Raw genomic sequence first — 24542 nt, 5'->3', positions numbered from 1 at the left:
CGCGATGCCGCAGCTGAATAGGAGGACGCGATGCCTCAGCTGAAAAAAGCCCGCACCGCCGACATCGAGCAGCGCCTGCTGATCGACGCCATCTACCACCGCTACCACTACGACTTCCGGGGCTACGCCCAGGCCTCGCTCAAGCGGCGCCTGCAGTCGGCCCTGGTGCAGTTCGACTGCAAGACGCTGTCGCAGCTGCAGGACCGTGTGCTGCACGATACAAGCGTGTTCCCGGCCCTGCTCGAGTACCTCACGGTCCAGGTCAGCGACATGTTCCGCGACCCGACCTACTTCCGCTCGCTGCGCACCGAGGTCGTGCCGCTGCTGCGCACCTATCCCTCGCTCAAGGTCTGGGTGGCTGGCTGCAGCGCGGGCGAAGAGGTGTATTCGCTGGCCATCCTGCTGCATGAAGAGGGCCTGCTGGACCGCACCCTGATCTACGCCACCGACATCAATCCCCATGCGCTGCGCGCGGCAGAGCAGGGCGTGTTCGACATGGCGCGCGTGGCGGCCTTCACCGACAACCATGCGCGCTCGGGCGGGCACAGCTCGCTGTCGCACTACTACACGGCGCGCTATGGCCGTGTGGTCTTCGACAAGGGGCTGCGCGAGCACATGGTGTTCTCCGACCACAGCCTGGCCACCGACAGCGTGTTCGCCGAGATGCACCTGGTGTCCTGCCGCAACGTGCTCATCTATTTCGAGCGCGAGCTGCAGGACCGGGCGCTGGGCCTGTTCCGCGATGCGCTGTGCCATCGCGGGTTCCTGGGCCTGGGCTCCAAGGAGTCGCTGCGGTTTTCAGGGCATTCGGAGGCCTTCGAGGACTTCGTGCTCGAAGACCGCATCTACCGCAAGAGGGCCGGGCTGTGATGCCCGCGACCACGAACACACCCGCCTCGGACGCCGCCACAGCCTACGAGGCCATCGTGATCGGCGGCTCGGCCGGCGCGCTTGATGCGCTGTCCGTGGTGCTGCCCACGCTGCCCGCCAGCCTGCGCGCTTCGGTGCTGGTGGTACTGCACCTGCCGCGCGACCGGCGCAGCCTGCTGGGCCAGCTTTTCGGGCCGCGCTGCTCCCTGCCGGTGCGCGAGGTGCAGGACCAGCAATGGCTGGAGCCGGGCTGCCTGTACTTTGCGCCGGCCGACTACCACCTGCTGGTGGACAGCGGGCCCAGGCTGGCGCTATCGCTGGATGCGCCCTGGCATTTTTCGCGGCCCTCGATCGATGTGCTGTTCGAGTCGGCTGCCGACTGCTATGGCGAGCGCCTGCTGGCCGTGCTGCTGTCGGGCGCCAACGAGGATGGCGCTCAGGGCATGGCCAGCGTGCACGCGGCCGGCGGCCTGGCCGTGGTGCAGTCGCCAGACAGTGCCGCAATGCAGACCATGCCGCGGGCGGCCCTGGCCCGCGTGCCACAGGCCCAGGTGCTGGCGCCGCAGGGCATTGCCGCGCTCATCGCATCGCTGCACGGCCAGGGGAGGCTTTGAATGTCCATTCAGCGCGCTCCCACCAGACAAAATACCGAGAGAGAATCCATGTCCCAAACAGATCGCGTCAAATGCCTGATCGTCGATGACATTGCCGAGAATCTGATCGCCATCGAAGCGCTTCTGCAGCGCGACGGCATCGAGTTCCTCAAGGCGCATTCCGGCCCCGAGGCGCTGGAGCTTTTGCTCGACCATGGCGATGTGGCGCTGGCCCTGCTGGACGTGCAGATGCCCGAGATGAACGGCTTCGAGCTGGCCGAGCTGATACGCGGCAGCGAGCGCACGCGCCACATCCCGCTCATCTTCATGACGGCCGGCTCGCGCGAGCACAACTGGCAGTTCCGCGGCTATGAAAGCGGCGCCGTGGACTTTCTGTACAAGCCCATCGACCCGCACATGCTGACCACCAAGGCCAATGTGTTCTTCGAGCTGCACCAGCGCAAGCAGGCGCTGGCCCAGCAGCTGCAGGAGCGCACCGAGGCGCTGCGCATCAACGAGATGTTCATGGCCGTGCTCAGCCACGACCTGCGCACGCCGCTGCAGTCCATCAAGGCGGCGGCCACCGTGCTCACGCGCCAGCCCGATCCCGGCAAGGTGGCCAACATGGCCGAGCGCATGCTCAGCAGCAGCCAGCGTATGTCGCGCATGATCGAGGATCTGCTGGACGTGACCCGCATCCGCCAGGCAGAAGGCCTGCCGCTGTCGCCCCAGCCGACCAGCCTGCAGACGCTGCTGCAGCGCACGCTGCAGGAGGTGGAGACGGGCTTCCCGGAGCGGCGCCTGGAAAGCGAGATGCTGGGCAATCTGGAAGGCATCTGGGATGGCGAACGCCTGTGCCAGGTACTGACCAACCTGCTGGGCAATGCCATGCACCACGGAGATCCCGCGCAGCCGGTGCAGGTGACGGCCGATGGCCGCCAGGACGATCGCGTGTCCATCACGGTGCGCAACGGCGGCACCATTCCCGCGGAACTGCTGCCCACGCTGTTCAACCCGTTTCGCGGTGGTGAACGCCGGCCCGGCCAGCACCAGGGACTGGGCCTGGGGCTGTTCATTGCGCACCAGATCGTGCGTTCGCACGGCGGGCGCATTGATGTGCGCTCCGCCGACGGAGTGACCAGCTTCAGGGTGGAATTGCCGCGCGAGGCGGCGGTGGGAGGCTCCAAGGCCGTGCTGTGACGGCGGGAGCCGGGGGCGCCGGGGGGCGCGAAAGCGCGAACGCTTCAGTGGGCGGGGTTGCCGAGCGCTTCCTGGATGGAGTCCAGCAGCGTTTCCAGGTCCTCGATCTCGAAGGGCTTGAGCAGGGTCCGCACATGGGGGCCCCAGGCCGTGGGGTAGGGGCCCAGGTCGTAGCCGGAGCACAGGATGATCCAGCGCTGCGCATCGGCCTCCAGCAGCTGCCGCGCCAGGTCGGTGCCTGACAGGCCGGGCAGGCTGACATCGGAAACCACCACGTCGAAAGGCTGGGCCGCATCCAGTTCCAGGGCCTGCTCGGCGGTGGCGCAACTGGTCACGAAGCGTGAATCGCTCTCCATCAGCAGGCCAATGGTTTCGCGCAGGTCGGCATTGTCTTCAACGTACAGGATTCGCATATCTCTTTGTTGCGGTGCATCATGCTGCTATCAAAAAGGCAGCATTGACGAGGGCTGATCATCCACACCCTCGGGCGGCCATCGCGTAGGACAGCATGCAAACTTTTCTGCCGCCGCCTGCATGGAGGCCGAGGCGGTGGATTGTGCAATACAACGAAGAGCACCAGAACACGGTTTGCGCGCGTTCAGCGGGTGGAGGCCTGCGGCGGGTCCAGAACATGCTTTTGCACGGGCAGGAATTCATCCGCCTGCCGTGAATAGTCCCAGCGCGTGAGCTCGCGGCGCAAGGCCCGGCCCTGTCCAGCCGAGTCCTCCTGCTGCTCCAGCGTGAACAGGCTGTTGGGCGCATGCGCGCGCAGCCGCAGCGATACCGCAGTGCCCGCCTGCGCCGCCCACAGCCCCGGCAGCGGCTGGACCAGGCCGGGGTCATGTCCGTGGCCTGACAGCACCAACTGCGCTCCCGCGTCGCGCCAGGCCGCCAGGGCCGTTGCCGCGCGGTGCGGGCGGTGGCTGCGGTCCTGCGCATGGGCGGCTGCCAGCGGGTGGTGGCTGACCACAATGCGCCAGTCGCCGGGGCTGGCCTGCGCCAGCCTTTGGGCCACCTGCCGGATCTGGCTGGCCGACAGGCTGCCGCGCTGGTGGCGCCACCAGCGCGTGGTGTCCACGCCAATCACGCAAAAGCCCTGCTCTGCGCACCAGGGCTGCAGTTCGGCACTGATCCAGCGGGCGTAGCGATCGTGGGCATGGCCGCCCAGCCGCTCCCACCAGGCAAGCAACGGCAGATCGTGGTTGCCCGGCACGACCAGGCGGCGCGGTACGGGAAGCGCATCGAAAAACTCGCGCGCCTGGGCAAACTGCGCGGCCGTGGCACGCTGGGTCAGGTCGCCGGAGACCACCAGCAGCGCCACGGGCAGACGTGCGGCCAGTCTTGCCGCGGCGGCGCACACGGCCGGATCGTGGGCGCCGAAATGCAGGTCCGACATGTGCATGAGCAAAGCCATGGGCGTTCCTTGTCCCTTGATGATCAGGAGGAGGGCCCGGCCTCGCCCGGCACGACCAGCCACAGCGGCTTCTCGCCCAGGCGAAAACGAATGGGCGGGGCCATCCATTCGCGCTCGCCATCAAAGGCCACCTTCAGGCGCCGCGGGCGCCGGCCTGCGGGCTCTGCCACCAGCTCGGTGCAGGCCAGGCTGGCTACCGCATCGTCCTGCGCCAGCCGTCCCAACACGGCATTCCAGACCACGCGCGCTGGGGCCTCGCTGGCCTGCGGCAGCAGCAGCACGGCGGCCAGGTGCTGGCCGTCGGCCACGGCGCGGGCTTCGGCAATGCCCACGCGCTCCAGCTGCATCGGGTTGTTGCCCACGAACAGTGTGCTGGCCAGGTGCTCCCGCTGCTGCAGCGGCGCCTGGCGGTCGGAGCGCAGGGCGATGCGCCAGCGGCGCGCGCTGCCACCGCGAAGAATGCTCCAGATGGAGGCCGCAATGGCCACCAGCCGCGTGCGGCCAAAGCGTGTGGACGCGCGCTCGCGTTCGTCCAGCAGGCGCGGGTACAGGCCCAGGCTGGCGTTCACCAGGAACAGCCGTTCGTTGACCAGGCCCACGTTCACGGGCCGCATCTGGCCGGCCTGCAATGCCTGAAGAATGTCCTGCACGGCCTGGGCGGGGTCCAGCGACAGCGCCTGCTCGCGGGCGAAGTAGTTGAAGGTGCCCAGCGGAACCACGCCCATGGGCACGCCCCGTGCCCAGGCTGCGGCGGCCACCGCATTGATGGTGCCGTCACCGCCGGCGGCCACGACCAGGCCGCCATCCTGGCTGGCCCTGTCCACGGCGCGGGCGGCCAGGTGCACGATGTCGGCGCGTGCGCCAGGCACATGCCACTGAACGCTGCGCTGCTGCAGCGCGGGCACGCTGGTGAGGCGGGCGCGCAGCTGTTCCAGGTCGGCGCCTGGGCGCAGGGGCACGATCAGGTGGATGGGGCCGGCGGGGTCCAGACGGGGCGGGGGCGGCTGGCTCTCGGAATAGGTGGGCGTCATGGAAGGCGGGAGGCTGGAACAGGCGCCGATTGTTTCGTGGATTGCACCTGCATGTGCACCGGATCATGCAAGCGGCACACGTCAGCCAAAGCCGACAGGCAGGGCACCACAAGGCAGCAGCGGCTCACCAGCGACTCCCTGGTGGCTCACTGGTGGCTCACTCATGCCAGGGAGCGCGGTACTCAAGCATCTGCGCCAGCGGCACCGGCCGCTCGAACAGATAGCCCTGTGCATGCTCGCAGCCCAGTGCATGCAGCAGCCTGGCCTGGGCCTGCTCCTCCACGCCTTCGGCCACGACCTTGACGCCAAAGCCCTGGGCGATGCGCAGCACGGCGGTCACGATGGACTTGTCGGATTCGGACTCCGGCAACTGGCCGACGAAGCTCTGGTCGATCTTGATGCAGTCAAAGCGCAGGCGGCTGAGATAGGCCAGGGAGGAGTAGCCGGTGCCGAAGTCGTCAATGGCGATCTTCACGCCCAGCGCGCGGATGGCGGCAATGCGCTGCAGCGTGGCGTCGCTGTCGTCCAGCAGCATGGATTCCGTCAGCTCCAGGGTCAGCAACCGGGCGGGCAGGCCGCTGGTGGCCAGTGCCTGCTCCAGCGTGGAGGCGAAGTCGGACTGGATGAGCTCGCGTGCCGACATGTTGACGTGCAGCTCGAAGTCGGCGGGCAGCCGGGGCAGGTGGGAGGCGATGTCGTGCGCCGCCGTGCGCAGCACCCATTCGCCCACGCTCAGGATCAGGTCCGACTCCTCGGCCACCGGAATGAAGACGCCGGGCGGCACCATGCCGCGCGTCGGGCTGCTCCAGCGCACCAGGGCCTCGGCGCCGACCATGCTGCCCGTGGCCAGGTCCACCACGGGCTGGTAGAACACGCGCAGCTCGTTGCGCTCCACCGCCTGGCGCAGCTCCATGGCCAGCTGCGTGCGGCCCAGCATCTTCTGCGCCAGGCTGGGCTCGAACAGCAGGAAGGGGTGCGAGCCGCGCTGCGCCTCACCCAGCGCAATGCTGGCGTTGCGCAGCCACTCGGGCAGCACGCCCGGCAGCAGCTCGCCGCTGACGGCGCCCGCGCAGGCGCGCAGCACGATGTCGTCCTTGCCCACGGAAAATGGCTGGTCGAAGATTTCCAGCAGATGGCGGCATTTGTCCTGCATCTGCTGCGGCGTGCAGTCATGCAGCCACAGCATGGCGAACTCGTTGCTGGCCGTGCGCGCCAGCAGGGCAGGAAACTGCAGATGGTGGTTGCGCAGCCGCTCGGCCACGGCCCGTAGCAACTGCTCGCCCGTGCCGTGGCCCACATCGTCGCGGACGCTGCGGAAATTCTGCAGCTCCAGCAGGCACAGCGCTGCAGGGCAGGGCGTGTTGGCGGCTGCCGCCGCATCGGCCTGCTCGATCAGGCCGGCGCGCGTGAGCAGCTGCGTCAGGCTGTCGTACTGCAGCAGGGCGCGCATGTGCTCGAACGATTCCTGCAGCCGCTGCGCCATGTTGTGGAAGGCCGAAACCAGGGACGATGTCTCGACCAGGGACGTATCCGGCAGCGCCCCTACCGCGCTCCAGTCGCCCTTGGCCAGGCGGTTGGCCGCATCGGCCGTCACCGCCAGGGGGCGCAGCGCCCGGCGCAGGCACCACACGCCCAGCCCCAGTCCCAGCAAGGCCAGGCCGAAAGCGAGGACCAGCGCATGGCGGCTGTCCGCCCGCATGCTGCTGACCAGATCGGATTCGGGCTGCAGCACCAGGATCCGCCAGTCGATGCCGCGTCCATCGTGGAATGCGGTGACCTGGCCGTGGTAGATCTGCCCCTGTTCCTTGAAGCTCAGGTTGATGGTTTTCTCGGGACCCGCTGGCGCCGATGAATCCGCGCTCAGATGCGCAGGCAACAGGGCGGCCAGGCTGCGCAGCGCAAGATCGGGACTTTCGGACAGCCGCAGGCGCACGGGTGGGTCATAGGGGCCTTCGCGCCGTTTCAGCACCGACAGCTCGGACGAGTGCGCCACCATGTAGCCCTGTGCGTCGACCACGGCGATATGGCCGTTGCCACGCAAGGGCTCGTCGCGCAGAAAGCGGTTCATGCTGCTCAGCCGCACATCGGCGGCCACCACGCCGGCCAGCTGGCCGGACACCCGCACTGAAGTGGATGCGGAAATCGTGGTATCGCCGCGGTCGCCAGTCACCGTGTAGATGGGCGACCAGTGCGGGCCGTCTTTGTGGATGGCAGGCTGGTACCAGGGGCGCACGCGGGGGTCGTAGCCGGCAAGGCTGGACATGGGCGGGCCGGGCTCCAGCCCCTCGAAGATCTGCAGGGCGCCCTGGGTGCTGCGGTCCTGGAGAATCAGGCGGTAGCGGCCATCGGGCTCCAGCCGCACCCCCGTGTATTCACCTTGTACGCCGCCAAAGCTCAACAGGCTGATCTGGTGGTGCTGGGCATACAGCTCGGTGAATGAGCGTGTCAGATAGCCATAGATGGGACGCAGGTCGCCGGGGGTGTAGAGCGCCTGCCGGGCCACGGTTTCGGCCAGGGCCTGCTGCACGCGCAGCGGGGTCTCCAGGTAATCGGCCAATTGGTGGCGCGTGGTGGTGGACAGGGAGTCGAGCAGCCGCAGGCTTTCGCGGTTGATGAGTTGGTCCACCTGGCGCTGCTGCCATGCCGCCAATAGCCCGGCCGTGACCACGAACACCGCTATGAAGGGGGCTGTGACTGCCGTGCGAAGTGAGAGCCTGAAGGCGGGCATGCAGAGGTTTCCGTAGCGTGCGCCGGGCAGCCAAGGGCCGGATCTGCCTGCGACAGCGGCCATTGTGCAGTGCCTTCGCAGCCCTGCGCCGCCGCCGCCGCAGTCCGCGCCTGGGCGCTCCTGTGGTTGATAGGAAAATTTGTTGATAAATGGTTTTCGGTAGAAAAAATGAATTCTTGATGGTGAATTGCCAGAACGCAAAGGCGGGCCGTGGCCTGCGCAAAGCCGGCCATTGCGCCACTCGGTTTACATATCCGTTTACAAATTGATCGCCATTACATGTAGACATCACATGTAATGACCGCTATGGTATCCGCATGGAACAAAAGACATCAGCCCATTACCAGCGCCTGCACCGGCAACGGCTGCGCGAACAGGGGCTGGTGAAAAAGGAGGTCTGGATTCTTCCAGAGTACGGCGCGGCATTGCAGCAATTGGAAAAGCAAATGCGCGTGCCGGGATTGCAACCGGAATCAATGGTTCTCATCCACAAGGAGGGCGGCATGGACAACAGCAGACAGGCATATCGGGATATTCACGCCTTGGCGGGCGATCTGCAGCAATCGGCACTGGTGCAGGGCGGCCGGCTCCATATCGAGGTGCTGGAAGGCGCAGACGCAAGTTTGCTGGTCAGCCTGCCCGAATTCGGCGATCTGCCGGTGCATGTGGCGCTCTCGGGCGACCAATTGGTGGTGGAGGCCTTTCTGTGGCCCGCCGACCAGGTGCACGACCGCGCCGGCCTCAACGAGCAGATGCTGCGCCTGCAAAAACTGTTTCCCTTCACCACGATGGCGCTGGAACCCCAGGCCCACGGCGGCGAGGGCTATGTGATGTTCGCCGCCCTGCACGCCAGCAGCAGCGAGGGCGACATCATTGCCGAGATCCTGACCCTGGCCGACAGCGTCATCCAGGCCACCGAGGCGCTGGCCCACTACCTGACGCCGGTGCCCGCACCCACATCCGCACCCGCATCCGCGCAGGCCTGACGCCCCGCCCGTTGAAGACACTGAGCCCCTAGGAGATCATCATGACCATCTGGAACAAGCTGGTGACAGCGTTGCGCGGCGCCGCCCACGAGGCCGGCGAGGCGGTGACCGACAGCCAGGCCCTGCGCATCCTGGACCAGGAAATCCGCGATGCCGACAGCGACCTGAACAAGTCCAAGGAAGCGCTGGCCGACATCATGGCCAAGCAAAAGCTGGCGGCCGGCAAGCTCAAGCAGACCCAGGAACGCATTGCCGAGTACGAGGGCTATGCCGTCAAGGCGCTGGACACCAGCGACGAGGCGCTGGCGCTGGAAGTGGCCGGCAAGGTCTCCGTGCTGGAGACCCAGCGCGACGAGGAGCAATCCCAGCTGCACGCCTACACGCAAAGCGTGGAGCAGCTGCGCGTGGCCATACAGACGGCGCAATCGCATATCAAGCGCCTCAAGCAGCAGGCCGACACGGTCAAGGCCACGGAAAGCGTGCAGCGCGCCCAGGCCACGGTGGCCGGCCGCTACGCAGGCTCGCAGACGCGCGTGCAAAGCGCGCTGGATTCTCTGGAGCGCATCAAGCAAAAGCAGGCCGAGCGCGGTGCGCGCATGGAAAGCGCGGCCGAGCTGGCGCGCGACAGCAGCGAAGACGCGCTGGATGCCAAGCTGCGCGCTGCCGGCATCACGCCCCAGGCGGGCAATGCGCAGTCGGTGCTGGAACGCCTGAAGGCGCAGCGCGCCGCAACTGGCGGAAAAAACGCTTGATGCGCGGCCGTTGTCCAGGCAGGCACTGCCAGGCCTGCCGCCTCGGCTGCCGGATTTGAGGGGAGGGGAAGAACATGTCTGCGTTCCTGCAATACGCGTTTGGCTTTCCGACTTTCATCTTTGGCGCCTTGCTGCTGTTCATGCTGCTGTACTGGCTGATCGCCATGCTGGGCCTGCTGGAGGTGGACTCGCTGGACCACTGGGTGCTGTTCGACGGCAGCGACCATGCGCACGGCGTGGAGCATTCGGTCAGCGCGCTGGCCGGGCTGCTGCTCAAGGTGGGCCTGGGCGGCATTCCGCTCACGGTCATCCTCACCGCGCTGTTCCTGATGTCCTGGCTGGCCTCGTATGTGCTATGCCATTTCGTGCCCATGCCCCAGGGCTGGACCCTGGTGAACCTGCTGACCGGCTCCCTGGTGGCTGCGGCAGCCATGGTGCTGGGCTTTGCCTCCACCGTGCTGCTGCTGCGCCCGCTGCGGGGCATCGTCAACAAGGTGGCGCCTGCAGAGGAGCCCAAGGTGCTGCTGGGCCGCACCGGCCTGGTGCGCAGCGCCGTGGTGGACGGCACGCAGGGCTACGGCAGTGTCGAGGACGGCGGCGCGGGCCTGAACGTGCAGATGCGCTCTCCCGAGCGCGCACTGGGCCGGGGCACCGAGATCGTGCTCATCGAGCACCTGCCCGAGCACAACGCCTGGCGCGTGGTCAGCAAGGCCGAGTTCGACGGCACCGAGCTGCCGCGCTAGTTCCGGGATTCCCACAAGGCCCGAGCGTCCGTTCGGCGGGCGCGGCCTTTCCGTTTTTTCAGCGTTTTCACAGATAGCAATTCACAGGGGAGATTCGCATGAACATGAGCAACATGGAGTGGTACATCGTCGCCGGGGTGGTGATCGGTTCCGTCTTCGTCGTCATCCTCGGGCTGTTCGCCCTGGTCAAGGCCTTCTACATCAAGGTTCCGCAGGGCACGGCGCTGATCATCAACGACACCACGTCGCAGCCCAAGGTCAAGTTCACGGGCGGCCTGGTGCTGCCGGTGATCCACAAGAAGGAATTCATGCAGATCTCGCTGCTGACGCTGGAGATCGACCGGCGCGGCAAGGAAGGCCTGATCTGCCGCGACAACATGCGCGCCGACATCACCGTGGCCTTCTACCTGCGCGTCAATGAAACGGCGGAAGACGTGCTCAAGGTGGCCAAGGCCATCGGCGTGGACCGGGCCTCGGACAAGACGGCCGTCAACGAGCTGTTCAACGCCAAGTTCTCCGAGGCGCTCAAGACCGTGGGCAAGCAGATCGAGTTCGTCAAGCTGTTCGAGAACCGCCAGGATTTCCGTGACCAGATCATCCATGTCATCGGCAACGACCTCAACGGCTATGTGCTGGAGGACGTGGCCATCGACTACCTGGAGCAGACGCCCAAGTCCTCGCTGGACCCCAACAACATCCTGGACGCCGAGGGCATCCGCAAGATCACCGAGCTGACGGCCAACCAGAACATCGTCACCAACGAACTGGAGCGCAACTCGGACCTGGCCATCACCAAGAAGAACGTGGAGACCAAGGAAGCCATGCTGGCGCTGGAGCGCCAGCAGGCCGATGCCGAGGCGCGCCAAAAGCGCGAGATCGCCACCATCCAGGCGCGCGAGCAGGCCGAAACCCAGAAGGTGCAGGAAGAAGAGCGCCTGAAGGCCGAGCAGGCCCGCATCCAGACCCAGGAGCAACTGGACATCCGCGAGGAAAACCGCCAGCGCGAAGTGGCCGTGGCCCAGCAAAACCGTGAGCGTGCCGTGGTGATCGAGGTCGAGAAGGTCACGCGCGCCAAGGAGCTGGAGATCGTGGCCCGCCAGCGCGAGGTGGAGCTGCAGCGCATCGAGAAGGAAAAGGCCATCGAGGTCGAGAAGGCCAACATCGCCAACGTGGTGCGCGAGCGCGTGGTGGTGGAAAAGTCCGTGGCCCAGGAAGAGGAACGCATCAAGGAAGTGCGTGTTGTCTCCGAGGCCGAGCGCATGAAGCAGGTCACCGTGCTGACCGCCCAGGCCCAGGCCGAGGAAGACATGGTGCGCCAGGTCAAGAAGGCCGAGGCCGAAGAGGCTTCCTCGCGCCACAAGGCCGTGGAAGTCACGACCATGGCCCAGGCCGAGCTGGAAGCGGCCAGCAAGACCGCCGAAGCCAAGAAGAAGCTGGCCGAGGCCATCGAGGTCGAGCGCGCCGCGCCCGGCCTGGCCGATGCCAAGGTGCGCGAAGTCACCGCCGCCGCCCTGGAAAAGGAAGGCCTGGCCCAAGCCCGCGTGATTGCCGAGAAGCTGATGGCCGAAGCCAAGGGCCATCAGGAAAAGGGCCTGGCCGAGGCGCGCGTCATCGAGGCCACGGCCGACGCCAACGAAAAGCAGGGCCTGGCCGATGCCAAGGTGCTGGAAGAGCGCCTGCTGGCCCAGGCGCGCGGCGAAGCCCAGGTGGGCGCCACCAAGGCCACGGTCACCCGCGACGTGGGCATGTCCGAGGCCGATGTGCTGCGCGACAAGCTCTTCGCCGAGGCCAAGGGCCTGACCGAGAAGTTCACCGCGCTGGCCTCGCTGTCCGACCAGGCGCGCTCGCATGAGGAGTTCCGCATGCAGCTGGAGAAGAACTTCGAGCAGGCGCTGGCCGCCATCGAAGCCAACAAGAGCGTGGCCAAGGACCAGTCCGAGGTGCTGTCGGCCGCACTCAGCAAGGCCAACATCGACATCGTGGGTGGCGAGGGAGCCTTCTTCGACAACTTCGCCAAGGCGCTGTCCGTGGGCAAGGCCGTGGAAGGCGTGGCGGGCAAGAGCCCCATCGTGCAGGACCTGATCAGCAAGTTCCTCAGCGGCAAGGGCGGCGCATCGCTGCTGAACGCGCTGGGCGACGGCAAGGGCCTGCCGCCCACGCAGAGGGTCGACTGAACGGGGCGGCCGCCCGGCCGCTCCCTCCACCGGCTGCCCAGCCTCCCGCATCCGCCTTCCTCCGCCCCCTGCCTGCCAGTCAGCTGGCCGGGGAGGGCGTGAATGGTCCCTGACACGCGAAAGCCCGTGACGCCCATGTCCCAACCGTCCCCATCGTCCTCACAGTCCTTGTCCCCCGACACCGCGGCCTCTGCCGTGGACCAGGCAGTCGCCAGCGGCGGCTCCTACGAAGTGCTGGCCAAGCGCCTTGACGGCCAGGGGCAGGCGCTGGAGACGCTGGCACGCCAGCTCAACGAGGAGCGGCTGGAGGAATTCGGCCGCAGCCAGATGGAAGTCATCGGGCGCATGCGCGTGCGCACCGAAAACAACTGCCTGGGCCGCGACATCGCCCAGGTCGGCGGCTACCTGCTGTTTGGCTACAACGTCTTCATGGGCCTGAAGCAGTCCACGCGCGTGGAAGACGTGTTCGTGCTGTACCGCCTGCACGAGGGAGAGCAGGGCTACGAGGTCACGCCGGTCGATCTCAAGGACAGCTTTCTGGGCATACAGAGCTTCGTGCAGGACTTCCAGGAGCTGTACGCCTACTACAAGAACACCCGGCTGATGCAGCTGGCCGTGCGCGACGGCAAGCTGCTGGCGAGCTTTCAGATTGGCGAGCGCCTGTCCGATGTGCGCGTATTCCGCTGGTCCGTGCCCGTCGATGGCCAGCCCATCCGCTACATAGACAACCGGGGCGAGCGCGACATCGAGCTGCCCGCACCGCATGACTTCGAGTGGCAGCGCGCCGGGCGCGAGCAGCTGGTGCAGGGGCGCCACCCGCACATCAACATCCTGGACAAGGTCTTCGTCGAGACGCTGGGCGGCGACCTGACCATCAAGGTCGAGAACAACACCAACGACGGCCTGGGCATCTACCGCGAGCCCGTGCAGGAGAAGAACCAGTCGCTGGACGACGCCGTGTTCGAGTACGCCGCCGTCGGCAGCCTGATCCTGCTGAAGATCCTGCCCTACCGCGAAGAGCAGTGGCGCTACCTGATCTTCAACACCCTGTCGCGCCAGGTGCTGCGCATGGACGCCATCGGCGCGGCCTGCATCCAGCTGCCGCAGGACCACGGCATCATCTTCCCCGGCGGCTACTACCTGCAAAGCGGCGAGAACCGCTCGTTCGAGCAGAACATGCAGGGCATGCGCTACCGGCGCAGCATCCGCTCGCCCAACGGCGAGGATGTGCTCTACGTGTTCTACGAGCCCGAGAGCGGGCGCATGGCGCTGTTCAAGTACAACCTGATCGAGCGCGCCCTGCAGCCGCCCATCATCGGCCACGGCTATGCGCGCATGGACGACGGGCGCGTCGTCATCTTCGCGGCCGAGAGCAACGAGGCCTCGCGCGTGCACCCCATGCAGGTCTGGCGCACGCCCTTCGCCTCGGACGACTATGCGGCACGCCAGCCGCAGCGCGACAGCTTCCTGGGCCGCATCGGCAATGCCGAGCTGGTCAGCGGCATCTCCGACCTGTACAGCGTGCGCAAGGAAATCGCGGCCACCGAGGTCTCGCTGCCGCGCTACGAGCGCCTGATCGACGCCGCGCGCCGCCTGTTCGAGCGCTACCACTGGCTGGGCGCGCCGCAGCTCAAGGGCGTGCACGAGACCCTGCTGGGCATTGTCGCCACGGGTGATGCGGTCATCGACGAGTACGAAAAGGTCGAGAGCATCCGCAACGCCTCGGCCAAGGCCATGGGCGAGGTTTCCAGCCGCCACGGCCAGTTGCTCAAGACACTGCGGCTGGCCGACTGGAAAAGCATTGGCGAGTACGTGGACGCGCTCACCCAGCTGGGCCAGTTGCGCGGCCAGCTCATGGCCACGCGCGACCTGCGCTATGTGGACCAGGCCGCCATCGACACCATGGTGCAGGGCGTCAACGAGGCCCAGGCCGATGTCTCCCAGCGCACGGCCGCCTTCATTGCCACCGACGAGGCCATGCAGCCCTATGCCGAGCAGCTGCAGGCACTGGACCAGGCTGCGCAGGCGGCAGCCACGGTGGCGCAGATCAACGAGCCGCTGGCGCGCATGGCCGACATGGCGGCCGCGCTGGACATGCTGTCCGAGCTCATGGGCAGCCTGTCCATCGACGACGCCACGCAGCGCACCCAGGTGGTGGATCGCATCTCGGCCGTCTACGCGCGCCTGAACCAGGTGCGTGCACGCGCCGAGCAGCGCCGGTCGGGCCTGGGTGGCGCCGAGAACGTGGCCCAGTTCGCCGCCCAGCTGGCGCTGTTCTCGCAAAGCATCGTCAGCGCCCTGGGCCTGGCGCAGACGCCCGAGAAATGCGACGAGCAGCTGGCGCGGCTGCTGGTGCAGCTGGAGGAAATCGAAAGCCGCTTCGGCGAGCACGAGCAGTTCCTCGGCGACATCATGGCCAAGCGCGAGGAGGTGCTGGAGAGCTTCGAGGCGCGCCGCCAGTCGCTGCAGGACGAGCGCCAGCGCAAGGCGCAGGGCGTGCTGGACGCGGCCCTGCGCATCGTGCAAAGCCTGCCCAAGCGCACCGAAAAGCTCGCCAGCGCCGATGCCCTGCATGCTTTTTTTGCAGGCGATCCGCTGATCGGCAAGCTCAAGGAGCTGGCCCAGCGCCTGCGCGAGCAACTGCACGACCCGGTCAAGGCCGACGACATCGACGGCCGCGTCAAGAACCTGCGCGACCAGGCGTTTCGCGCGCTGCAGGACCGCACCGAGCTGTACGAAGGCGACGGCGCCATCATCCGCCTGGGCCGCCACCGCTTCAGCGTGGGCAACCAGGAGCTGGACCTGACCCTGCTGCCGCGCAACGGCGAACTGTTCCTGCACCTGGTCGGCACCGAGTATTTCGAGCCCATGGACAACCCGGAGCTGGCCGCCCTGCAGGCCTACTGGGATGCCTCCACGCCGGCCGAATCGCCGCAGTTCTACCGGGGCGAATACCTGGCGCTGGAAGTGGTGCTGGCCGCGCGCCAGCGCCGTGACGGCTGGAGCGAGGCCCGGCTGGCCCAGTTGCTGCCCGACGAGGCGGCGCTGACCCAGGCCATCCGCGAGTTCTCCGCGCCGCGCTACCGCGAAGGCTATGAGCGCGGCATCCACGACCATGATGCGGCCCGCATCCTGCAGGTGCTGCTGCCCCTGCGCGATGCCGCCGGCGTGCTGCGCTTTGCGCCCGACGCCCGTGCGCTGGCCCTGCTGTTCTGGAGCGCACAGGCCCAGGTGCAGCAGCCGCAGCTGGCTGCCGCCATGGCGCAGTGGCCGCTGCGCGCCCAGCAGGCCCAGGCCATGCAGCAGATGTTCGGCAGCGAGGCCGAACAGCTGAGCCTGCGCACCGACATCTCCGAGCGCCTGCGCGCCTATGCCGAAGAGCGGGGCCTGCTGCGCGACCTGCTGCCAGGACAGGCGGCGCCCGCAGACAGCGATATCGACAGCCTGATCCACGGCGCCGCCGACTACATGCAGGCCGAGCTGGCGCAAAAGGCCGTGCGCTTTTCCTTCTCCAGCTACAGCCAGTCGGCCATTGCCGCGCTGCAGGCCGCCGTGCAGCAGCAGGCCCAGCCGCTGCAGCGCTGGGAAGAAATGCAGGCCTACTGGCAGGGCGAGGACCGGCACGACAAGGCCGTGGCGCCGCTGGACCAGCGCTGGCGCAGCGCGCTGCACTGGCTGCAGACCGCCTGCCGCGCGCTGGACGACGGGCAAGGGCAGGCGTGGCTGGCCTATTGCGGCGAGGCCGCCGCCTGGCTGTGCTGTGCCGGCCAGTTGCCCTGCAAGGTCAGCAGCGTGGACCTGCGCCACGAAGTGCCGGGCCTGCTGGGCCAGCATCCGCGCATTGCGGACGGCCGCATGTGGCTGCAGATTGACGACCTGGGCCAGCGCGCCGCGCGCCATTTCCGTACCTTTGTTCCCGAATTCGGCCGCTACCAGGCACTGCGTCAGCAGCTGCTGCAGGACTGGCGCTCGCGCGTGCGGGTGGAGGAATTCAAGGCCCGGCCGCTGTCGTCCTTTGTGCGCAACCGGCTCATCAACGAGATCTACCTGCCCGTGATCGGGGACAACCTGGCCAAGCAGATCGGCGTGGCCGGCGAGAACAAGCGCACCGACCAGATGGGCCTGCTGATGATGATCTCGCCGCCCGGCTACGGCAAGACCACGCTGATGGAGTACGTGGCCAACCGGCTGGGCCTGATCTTCATGAAGATCAACGGCCCGGCGCTGGGCCACTCCGTGCGCTCGCTGGACCCGGCCCAGGCGCCGGACGCCACGGCGGCCAAGGAGCTGGAAAAGCTCAACCTGGCGCTGGAGATGGCCAACAACGTGATGCTGTACATCGACGACATACAGCACACGCACCCCGAGTTCCTGCAGAAATTCATCTCGCTGTCGGACGGCACGCGCCGCATCGAGGGCGTATGGAAGGGCCAGACCCGCACCCACGACATGCGCGGCAAGCGCTTTTGCGTGGTGATGTCGGGCAACCCGTACACCGAGTCGGGCGAGGTCTTCAAGATCCCCGACATGCTGGCCAACCGTGCCGACATCTACAACCTGGGCGATGTGCTGGGCGGCATGCAGGAGGTGTTCAAGCTCAGCTACATCGAAAACAGCATGACCTCGAACGCCGTGCTGGCGCCGATGGCCACGCGCAGCCTGCAGGACCTGTACCTGCTGCTGGACAAGGCGCAGGGCCGGGAGGTCTCGGGCAATGCGCTGTCGCACGACTATTCATCGGCCGAGCTGCGCGAGATCGAGGCCGTGCTGGCCCGCATGGTGCAGGTGCGCGAGCTGGTGTTCAAGGTCAACCAGCAGTACATCCAGAGCGCCGCGCAGGACGACGGCTACCGCACCGAGCCGGCCTTCCGGCTGCAGGGCAGCTACCGCAACATGAACAAGCTGGCCGAGAAGATCACGCCCGTGATGAACGACCAGGAAATGCAGCAGATGCTGGCCGACCACTACCAGGGCGAAGCGCAGATGCTGACCACGGGCGCCGAGGAGAACCTGCTCAAGCTCGCCGAGCTGCGCGGGCAGATGAGCGACGAGGACAGCGCCCGCTGGCAGCAGATACGTCAGCAGTTCCTGCGCCGCCAGGCCGCAGGCGGCGCCAATGCCGACGCCGCCACGCGCGTGACGGCGCAACTGGTCGATCTGGTCGCCGCCACGCGCGAGGTGGCCCAGTCGGTGTCCCAGTCCCAGCAGCAGGCGGTGCAGGAAGGCGCCGCCGAACAGGCTCACGCATCGGCAGCGGCCGCGCAGGCCGCCGCCAGGGACGCTGACCAATCCCAGACGCTACAGGCGCTTCAGGCTCTGCTGGCGCGGCTGCTGCAGACGCAAAGCGCGGCAGGCGACTCGCTGCACGGCATACGCGAGCTGATGGCGCAAAGGGCGGCCAGCGAGCCCGTCGGCACCCAGGCCAGCACCCCGTCGGAGGTACAGGCCGCCCAGGACCGTCAGGCCCTGGTCCACATGCTGGGCCAACTGCTGACCCGCTCGCTGACCCAGTCCCTGGAGCCCGTGGTCACGCACCTGGACCAGGCCCGCCGCCAGCAGCTGGGCCTGCACCGCGTGCTGATGCAGGTGGCCACGCGCATGCAGGAGCAGATCGACGCCCAGCGCGCGGGCCGTCCCGTGCCGGCTGCGGGCGCCATACGCTCCGAGGAAATCGACAAGGCATTCGAGCGCATGCAGCGCGGCGACGTGCCGCCTGCGGCCTAGGCCCATCGCCGGAGCAAAGCCGGGGCAGGGCACATCGGCAAAGGCTGGGGCGCCTTGCTGGCGCTGCCTTTGCATGGGCCGTGGGGCCCTCGCACGTCTGCATGCGCTGATCCGTCATCGGACAACCCGATGTCCCGGACGTTGGACCATCACCTACAACCCGGGGCGCGTCCCGAACCGATGCTTGGAGTGGCGTGTTCGCAGCAGTGTGCACGCCCCACGAAGAGCCAACACGATGGACGCCCCATGGAACACAACACCCAGCTTTCCGTTTCGCGCAGGGACCTTCTGATTGCAGGTGCCTCCACGGCTGCGGCAACGGCCGTGCCTCGATCGGCCGGCGCGCAAGTGCAGCCTCCCTCCATCCCCGAAGGGGTCCAGCTGCCCGTCACCCTGCAGGTGAACGGCAAGGAACACCGCCTGGACCTGGACACCCGCACCACGCTGCTCGACGCCCTGCGCGAGCATCTTCACCTGACCGGCACCAAGAAAGGCTGCGACCATGGCCAGTGCGGGGCCTGCACGGTGCTGGTCAATGGCCGGCGCGTGGTGTCCTGCCTGAGCCTGGCCGTGATGAACCAGGGAGCAGCCGTGACCACCATCGAAGGCCTGGGCACGCCGCAATCCCCGCACGCCATGCAGGCCGCCTTCGTGCGGCACGACGGTTTCCAGTGCGGCTACTGCACGCCGGGGCAGATCTGCTCTGCCGTAGGCATGCTCGATGAAATCAAACGCGGCATGCCCAGCCATGCCAGCGAAGACATCGTGGCCCAGCCCCTGGTTTCGGCCCATGAACTGCGTGAACGCATGAGCGGCAACCTGTGCCGCTGCGGGGCGTATTCCAACATCGTCGATGCCATCACCGAAGTGGCGGGGGAGGGGCGGACATGATTGCCTTCACCTACGAACGCGCCCAATCCCCCGCGCAGGCTGCCGCCGCCGTGGCGGCCCGGCCGGGCGCCCGCTTCATCGCCGGGGGCACGAATCTGCTGGACCTGATGAAGCTGCAGATAGAAACCCCCGTGCATCTGGTCGATGTCAACGGCACCGGCATGGACACCGTGGAGCCCACCGCGCAGGGCGGCTTGCGCATAGGCGCGCTGGTGCGCAACAGCGACCTGGCCGCCCATGCGCGCGTGCGGCGTGACTACGGCGTGCTGACCCGCGCCCTGGTGGCCGGCGCCTCGGGCCAGTTGCGCAACATGGCGACCACAGGCGGCAATCTGCTGCAGCGCACCCGCTGCCCGTATTTCTACGACACCAATATGCCGTGCAACAAGCGCGTGCCGGGCAGCGGCTGTTCGGCCATTGCCGGCGTGAGCCGTCAGCATGCGGTGATCGGCGGCAGCGAGGCCTGCATTGCCACCCACCCCAGCGACATGGCCGTGGCGCTGCACGCGCTGGACGCCACGGTGGAAACCATCCAGGCCGACGGCAAGGCCCGCGTCATCCCCATTGCCGACTTCCACCGGCTGCCCGGCAGCACGCCGCACGTAGAGACGGCCTTGCAGGCCGGCGAACTGATCACCTCCGTCACCCTGCCGCCGCCGTTGGGCGGCACGCACATCTATCACAAGGTACGCGACCGGGCTTCCTATGCGTTTGCGCTGGTGTCGGTGGCCGCCATCGTGCAGCGCGACGGCAGCGGGCGCGTGGCACTGGGCGGCGTGGCGCACAAGCCCTGGCGAATGGAGGCGGCCGAAGCACAGATGCCACAGGGAGCCAAGGCCGTTGCCGACCGCCTGCTGGCAGGCGCCCGGCCCACGCAGGACAACGCCTTCAAACTCCCGCTGGCGGAGCGCACGCTCGCCGCGGTGCTGGACCAGGCCAGGAACTGACGCTATGAAATTCGACACCCCCGCAACGGTCAACCCCATTGACCAGCTCAAAATCATCGGCCAGCCGATGAACCGCATCGACGGCCTGCTCAAGACCACCGGCACGGCGCCGTATGCCTATGAACGGCATGACGTGGTCCAGCACCCGGCCTATGGCTATGTGGTGGGCTCGGCCATTGCCAAGGGCCGCATACGCAGCATCGGGCTGGCGCAGGCAAGCCGCGCGCCCGGCGTGCTGGCCATCGTCACCGCACAGACCGCTGGCAAGCTGGGCCAGGGCAAGATGAATACCGCGCCGTTGCTGGCAGGCCCCCAGGTGGCCCACTACCACCAGGCCGTGGCCCTGGTGGTGGCGGAGACCTTCGAGCAGGCGCGCGCTGCCGCGCAGCTGGTCCGTGTGGACTACGAGCCCGTGGCTGGCGCCTATGACCTGGCCAAGGCCAAGGACTCCGCCGTGCCACCCGACAGCATCAATGGCGATGCGCCGGACACGGCCATTGGCGATTTCGAAGGCGCCTTCGCTTCGGCCCCCGTGAAGGTGGACGCCACATACACCACGCCAGACCAGTCGCACGCCATGATGGAGCCCCATGCCACGCTGGCCGCATGGAAGGGCGACCAGCTCACGGTATGGACCTCGAACCAGATGATCGCCTGGGGCCAGGGCGAGCTGGCAAAGACGCTGGGCATTCCCAAGGACAAGGTGCGCCTGGTCTCGCCATTCATTGGCGGCGGTTTTGGCGGCAAGCTGTTCCTGCGGGCCGATGCACTGCTGGCCGCGCTGGGGGCCCGCGCGGCAGGCCGGCCCGTCAAGGTCGCACTGCAGCGCCCGCTGATGGCCAACAACACCACGCACCGCCCGGCCACCATCCAGCGTGTGCGCATCGCGGCAGGGCAGGACGGAAAAATCACCGCCATCGGCCACGAAAGCTGGTCGGGCGACCAGCCCGGAGGATCGGCGGACGGTGCCGTGGACCAGACCCGCCGCATGTATGCCGGCACCCATCGCATGACCGCCACCCGCCTGGCCGTGCTGGACCTGCCCGAGGCCAATGCCATGCGCGCCCCGGGCGAGGCCACGGGCCATATGGCACTGGAAGTTGCCATGGACGAGCTGGCGGAAAAGCTCGGCATCGATCCCGTGGAGCTGCGCATCCGCAACGACACCCAGGTGGTGCCAGACAGCGGCAAGAAGCCGCAACCCGAGGCGAAGGAGGGCACCCCTGCCCAGGAGCACAAGCCGTTTTCCCGTCGTGAATTCGTGCAGTGCCTGCGCACGGGCGCCGAGCGTTTCGGATGGAGCCAGCGCAATCCCCAGCCGGCCCAACGACGCGAAGGGCGCTGGCTGATCGGCCTGGGCATGGCCGGCGCCTACCGAGGCGCCCCTGTCATGAAGTCCGCCGCCCGCGTGCGTCTGGACAGGCAGGGCATGCTCACCGTGGAAACCGACATGACCGACATCGGCACGGGCAGCTACACCATCATTGCCCAGACGGCGGCCGAGATGCTGGGCCTGCCGCTGCAGCAGGTGCGCGTGCGGCTGGGCGATTCCGGCTTTCCCGTCTCGGCAGGCTCGGGCGGGCAATGGGGTGCGGCCAGTGCCACCTCCGGCGTCTATGCCGCCTGCGTGAAGCTGCGTGAGGCCGTGGCGCGCAAGCTGGGCATGGACCCGGCGACGGCCGAATTCTCGGATGGGCATGTGCAGGCGGGCGGCAAGCGCCGGGCCCTGGCCAGCGCTGCCGGCGACGCCGACCTGACGGCCGAGGATGCCATCGAATTCGGCGTGCTGGACAAGAAGATGCAGCAGTCCACCTTTGGCGCGCACTTCGTGGAGGTGGCCGTGGACGCCTTCACTGCCGAAGTCCGCGTGCGCCGCATGCTGGCCGTTTGCGCGGCCGGCCGCATCCTCAATCCCAAGACGGCCCGCAGCCAGGTCATCGGCGCCATGACCATGGGCGTGGGAGCGGCCCTGATGGAAGAGCTGGCCGTGGACACGCGCCTGGGCTATTTCGTCAACCATGACCTGGCAGGCTACGAGGTGCCCGTGCATGCCGACATCCCGCACCAGGAAGTGATCTTTCTGGACGAGGTCGATCCCATGGCCTCGCCCATGAAGGCCAAGGGTGTGGGCGAGCTGGGTATCTGCGGCGTAAGCGCAGCCATTGCCAATGCCATCCACAACGCCACCGGCGTGCGGGTGCGCGACTACCCGATCACGCTGGACAAGCTGCTGGCAGGCCTGGGGAGGCTGGCATGAGAGGGGACTGCACCTGAGACAGCCCGCTCAGGCCCAGGATTCTTGATGAACGAAGGCCGGTCACCTCTGGGTGGCCGGCCTTTTTGCATGTGGCCATCAATAGAACGCATAGCTTGCGCGTCCGTCGGCATTGGCCTGGAAAGGCTGGCGTGGAGATACTTTTTGCACTGGGGAATGTAGGCGCTGTGCGCTCCGAATGCAGGCCGCCCCCAGTTTTCCCACAAAAGAACCTGGCCTGGGCGCAAAGCGCCTGCCAGGGCAAAGAGACAACCTGCTCCGACAAGGACTTGTATGAAAGATATCCGCAAGACGATGGACGAGGGCGCCATGGCGCCGTTCCAGTGGCTGGCCGTGGCCATCTGCACCCTGCTCATCATGCTGGACGGCTTCGATGTGCTGGTGATGGCCTTCACCGCCTCGGCCGTCGCTGCCGAATGGAAGCTCAACGGGGCGCAGCTGGGCGTGCTGTTCAGCGCCGGTCTGATCGGCATGGCCCTGGGCTCGCTGTTCCTGGCGCCCGTGGCCGACCGCCGCGGCCGGCAACCCATCATCGTGCTGTGCCTGGTGCTGGTGTCCGCGGGCATGCTGCTGTCTGCGGCAGCGCGCAGCCATGTCGAGCTGGCAGCCCTGCGCGCCATGACGGGCGTGGGCATTGGCGGCATGCTGGCCAGCGTGGGGGTGATCACCTCTGAGTATTCATCGAACAAATGGCGCAGCACGGCGATTGCGCTGCAGGCCACGGGCTATCCGATTGGCGCCACGCTGGGCGGACTCGTGGCCGCCTGGCTGCTGACACACCATGGTTGGCGCTCGGTCTTTGTGTTCGGCGGCCTGGCCACGGCGCTGATGGTGCCCATCGTGCTGTGGCGCCTGCCGGAGTCGGTGGATTTCCTGATGGGCCGTCGCCCGGCGCGTGCGCTGGAAAAGCTCAACCGCCTGATGGCACTCATGGGGCACCCCGCCATGCTGCAGCTGCCCGCGCAAGCCGGCCGTGACGTCCAGCAGGGCAATACCGTGGCCGCCTTGTTCAGGAACGGCCTGGCGCGCCCCACGCTCATGCTCTGGGCCGGCTTCTTCCTGCTGATGTTCAGCGTCTACTTTTCCCTGAGCTGGACGCCCAAGCTGCTGGTGCAGGCCGGCCTGTCGGCACAGCAGGGCGTGACGGGCGGCGTGCTGCTCAACCTGGGCGGCATTGCCGGCGGCAGCCTGTTCGGCCTGCTGGCGGTGAAGGCCAAGCTGCGGCATCTGGCCATGGGCAGCCTGCTGCTGAATGCCTTGTTCACCGCGCTGTTCGGCCTGGCCTCGGCCAGCCTGGGCTGGGCGTTCGCCGCAGCGGTGGGCGTGGGCGTGTTCCTGTTCGCCTCCATGGCCGGGCTGTACGGGTTGGTGCCGGCCACCTATCCGGCCCAGGTGCGCGCCACCGGCATGGGCTGGGCCATAGGCATTGGGCGCATAGGCGCCATCGTGGCGCCCACCATGGCCGGCCTGCTGCTGGACGGCGGTTGGCAGCCTGCCTCGCTGTACTACGTCTTTGCCTTGCCGCTGATTGCCGCTGCGCTGGCCGTGTGGGCCACGGGCGCCGGCCGCGCCCTGGCGCCGGGGGGTGGCGCGCTGCGAGCGCCTGGTGCTTGATCCTTGAACCCCTATCCGTAAGCACGCGCACAAGCGCTCAAGCGCAGGAGAAACACTTCCATGGCATTGGACAAACCCTATCTCGACGTACCGGGAACCACGGTCTTCGACGCCGAGCAATCCCGCAAGGGCTACTGGCTCAACCAGTTCTGCATGTCGCTGATGAAGGCCGAGAACCGCGAGCGCTTTCGGGCTGACGAGCGCGCCTATCTGGGCGAATGGGCCATGACGGCCGAGCAAAGACAGGCCGTGCTGGACCGCGACCTGAACCGCTGCATTGCGCTGGGCGGAAACATCTACTTCCTCGTGAAGATCGGCGCCACCGACGGCGTCAGCGTGCAGAACATGGTCTCGACCATGAGCGGCATGAACGAGGAGGACTACCGCCAGATGATGCTGGGCGGCGGACGCAGCATCAATGGAAACCGCTACCTGCATGAGCAGGAACGACAGGAAAAAGGCATCTGATGGCACGCATCACCGCATCCGTCTACACCTCGCATGTGCCCGCCATCGGCGCGGCCATGGACCTGGGCAAGGCGGGCGACCCCTATTGGCAGCCGCTGTTCAAGGGCTTCGAGCACTCGCGCCAATGGCTCA

17 protein-coding genes and 1 pseudogene are annotated in these 24542 nt (G+C 67.4%); 14 read left to right on the top strand and 4 right to left on the bottom strand.

Annotated elements, in window-relative coordinates; genetic code table 11:
* Positions 1 to 30 precede the first annotated feature (30 nt).
* From JHD82_RS18395 to JHD82_RS18385, 3 genes are read left to right on the top strand one after another with little or no spacing between them, the layout of a single operon-like run.
* Positions 31 to 870, top strand: coding sequence for a protein-glutamate O-methyltransferase CheR (locus JHD82_RS18395; protein ID WP_099733588.1), 840 nt, complete (start codon positions 31 to 33; stop codon positions 868 to 870).
* Positions 870 to 1484, top strand: a complete 615-nt coding sequence (locus tag JHD82_RS18390; RefSeq protein ID WP_199137982.1) for a chemotaxis protein CheB — start codon at positions 870 to 872, stop codon at positions 1482 to 1484. Before JHD82_RS18395 ends, JHD82_RS18390 begins: the two co-directional genes overlap by 1 nt.
* Positions 1485 to 1532: 48 nt before the next feature.
* Positions 1533 to 2663: a hybrid sensor histidine kinase/response regulator gene (locus tag JHD82_RS18385; protein ID WP_233174789.1), complete on the top strand. Its 1131-nt coding sequence runs from the start codon at positions 1533 to 1535 to the stop codon at positions 2661 to 2663.
* A 44-nt stretch (positions 2664 to 2707) separates the two neighbouring features.
* On the opposite strand, the gene JHD82_RS18380 is transcribed toward JHD82_RS18385, so the two are convergent.
* The 4 genes from JHD82_RS18380 to JHD82_RS18365 form a co-directional block, all read right to left on the bottom strand.
* Complete coding sequence (locus JHD82_RS18380; protein WP_199137978.1) at positions 2708 to 3076, bottom strand: response regulator; 369 nt, start codon at positions 3074 to 3076, stop codon at positions 2708 to 2710.
* A 185-nt stretch (positions 3077 to 3261) separates the two neighbouring features.
* Positions 3262 to 4077, bottom strand: coding sequence for a metallophosphoesterase (locus tag JHD82_RS18375; RefSeq protein ID WP_199137976.1), 816 nt, complete (start codon positions 4075 to 4077; stop codon positions 3262 to 3264).
* Positions 4078 to 4100: 23 nt separating this feature from the next.
* Positions 4101 to 5108, bottom strand: a complete 1008-nt coding sequence (locus tag JHD82_RS18370) for a diacylglycerol kinase family protein (protein ID WP_199137974.1) — start codon at positions 5106 to 5108, stop codon at positions 4101 to 4103.
* 157 nt (positions 5109 to 5265) lie between these two features.
* Complete coding sequence (locus tag JHD82_RS18365) at positions 5266 to 7899, bottom strand: EAL domain-containing protein (protein ID WP_199137972.1); 2634 nt, start codon at positions 7897 to 7899, stop codon at positions 5266 to 5268.
* Between the two features lie 440 nt (positions 7900 to 8339).
* On the opposite strand from JHD82_RS18365, the gene JHD82_RS18360 reads away from it, so the two are divergent.
* The 11 genes and pseudogenes from JHD82_RS18360 to JHD82_RS18310 all read left to right on the top strand — a co-directional run.
* On the top strand, positions 8340 to 8822 hold the full coding sequence (locus JHD82_RS18360) for a YjfI family protein (protein ID WP_233174788.1): 483 nt from the start codon (positions 8340 to 8342) through the stop codon (positions 8820 to 8822).
* 41 nt (positions 8823 to 8863) lie between these two features.
* Positions 8864 to 9574: a PspA/IM30 family protein gene (locus JHD82_RS18355; RefSeq protein ID WP_199137968.1), complete on the top strand. Its 711-nt coding sequence runs from the start codon at positions 8864 to 8866 to the stop codon at positions 9572 to 9574.
* 74 nt (positions 9575 to 9648) lie between these two features.
* On the top strand, positions 9649 to 10317 hold the full coding sequence (locus tag JHD82_RS18350) for a hypothetical protein (protein WP_012205646.1): 669 nt from the start codon (positions 9649 to 9651) through the stop codon (positions 10315 to 10317).
* 98 nt (positions 10318 to 10415) lie between these two features.
* Positions 10416 to 12491, top strand: a complete 2076-nt coding sequence (locus JHD82_RS18345; protein ID WP_012205645.1) for a hypothetical protein — start codon at positions 10416 to 10418, stop codon at positions 12489 to 12491.
* Between the two features lie 168 nt (positions 12492 to 12659).
* On the top strand, positions 12660 to 18215 hold the full coding sequence (locus JHD82_RS18340; RefSeq protein ID WP_233174787.1) for a DNA repair ATPase: 5556 nt from the start codon (positions 12660 to 12662) through the stop codon (positions 18213 to 18215).
* Between the two features lie 246 nt (positions 18216 to 18461).
* Entirely contained in the window at positions 18462 to 19106 is a 645-nt protein-coding gene (gene paoA / locus JHD82_RS18335; RefSeq protein ID WP_199137964.1) for an aldehyde dehydrogenase iron-sulfur subunit PaoA, read from the top strand.
* Entirely contained in the window at positions 19103 to 20053 is a 951-nt protein-coding gene (locus JHD82_RS18330; RefSeq protein ID WP_199137962.1) for a xanthine dehydrogenase family protein subunit M, read from the top strand. The genes paoA and JHD82_RS18330 overlap by 4 nt, the downstream gene beginning before the upstream one ends.
* Positions 20054 to 20057: 4 nt before the next feature.
* Complete coding sequence (paoC, locus tag JHD82_RS18325; protein WP_199137960.1) at positions 20058 to 22310, top strand: aldehyde oxidoreductase molybdenum-binding subunit PaoC; 2253 nt, start codon at positions 20058 to 20060, stop codon at positions 22308 to 22310.
* 291 nt (positions 22311 to 22601) lie between these two features.
* The gene (locus tag JHD82_RS18320) at positions 22602 to 23942 is read left to right on the top strand and encodes an MFS transporter (protein ID WP_199137958.1); all 1341 of its coding nucleotides are present in this window, start codon (positions 22602 to 22604) and stop codon (positions 23940 to 23942) included.
* 60 nt (positions 23943 to 24002) lie between these two features.
* Positions 24003 to 24410 (top strand): protocatechuate 4,5-dioxygenase subunit alpha, encoded by a 408-nt coding sequence (ligA, locus tag JHD82_RS18315; protein WP_199137956.1) that lies wholly within the window; start codon positions 24003 to 24005, stop codon positions 24408 to 24410.
* Positions 24410 to 24542, top strand: a pseudogene (locus JHD82_RS18310) (protocatechuate 3,4-dioxygenase); the annotation flags it as partial. The gene ligA and the pseudogene JHD82_RS18310, both read left to right, overlap by 1 nt.

Source organism: Delftia sp. ASV31, assembly GCF_016428765.1.
Lineage (GTDB): Bacteria > Pseudomonadota > Gammaproteobacteria > Burkholderiales > Burkholderiaceae_C > Comamonas > Comamonas acidovorans.
The sequence above is the reverse complement of the archived record's forward strand: the minus strand, read 5'-3'. Positions and strand labels throughout refer to the sequence as shown.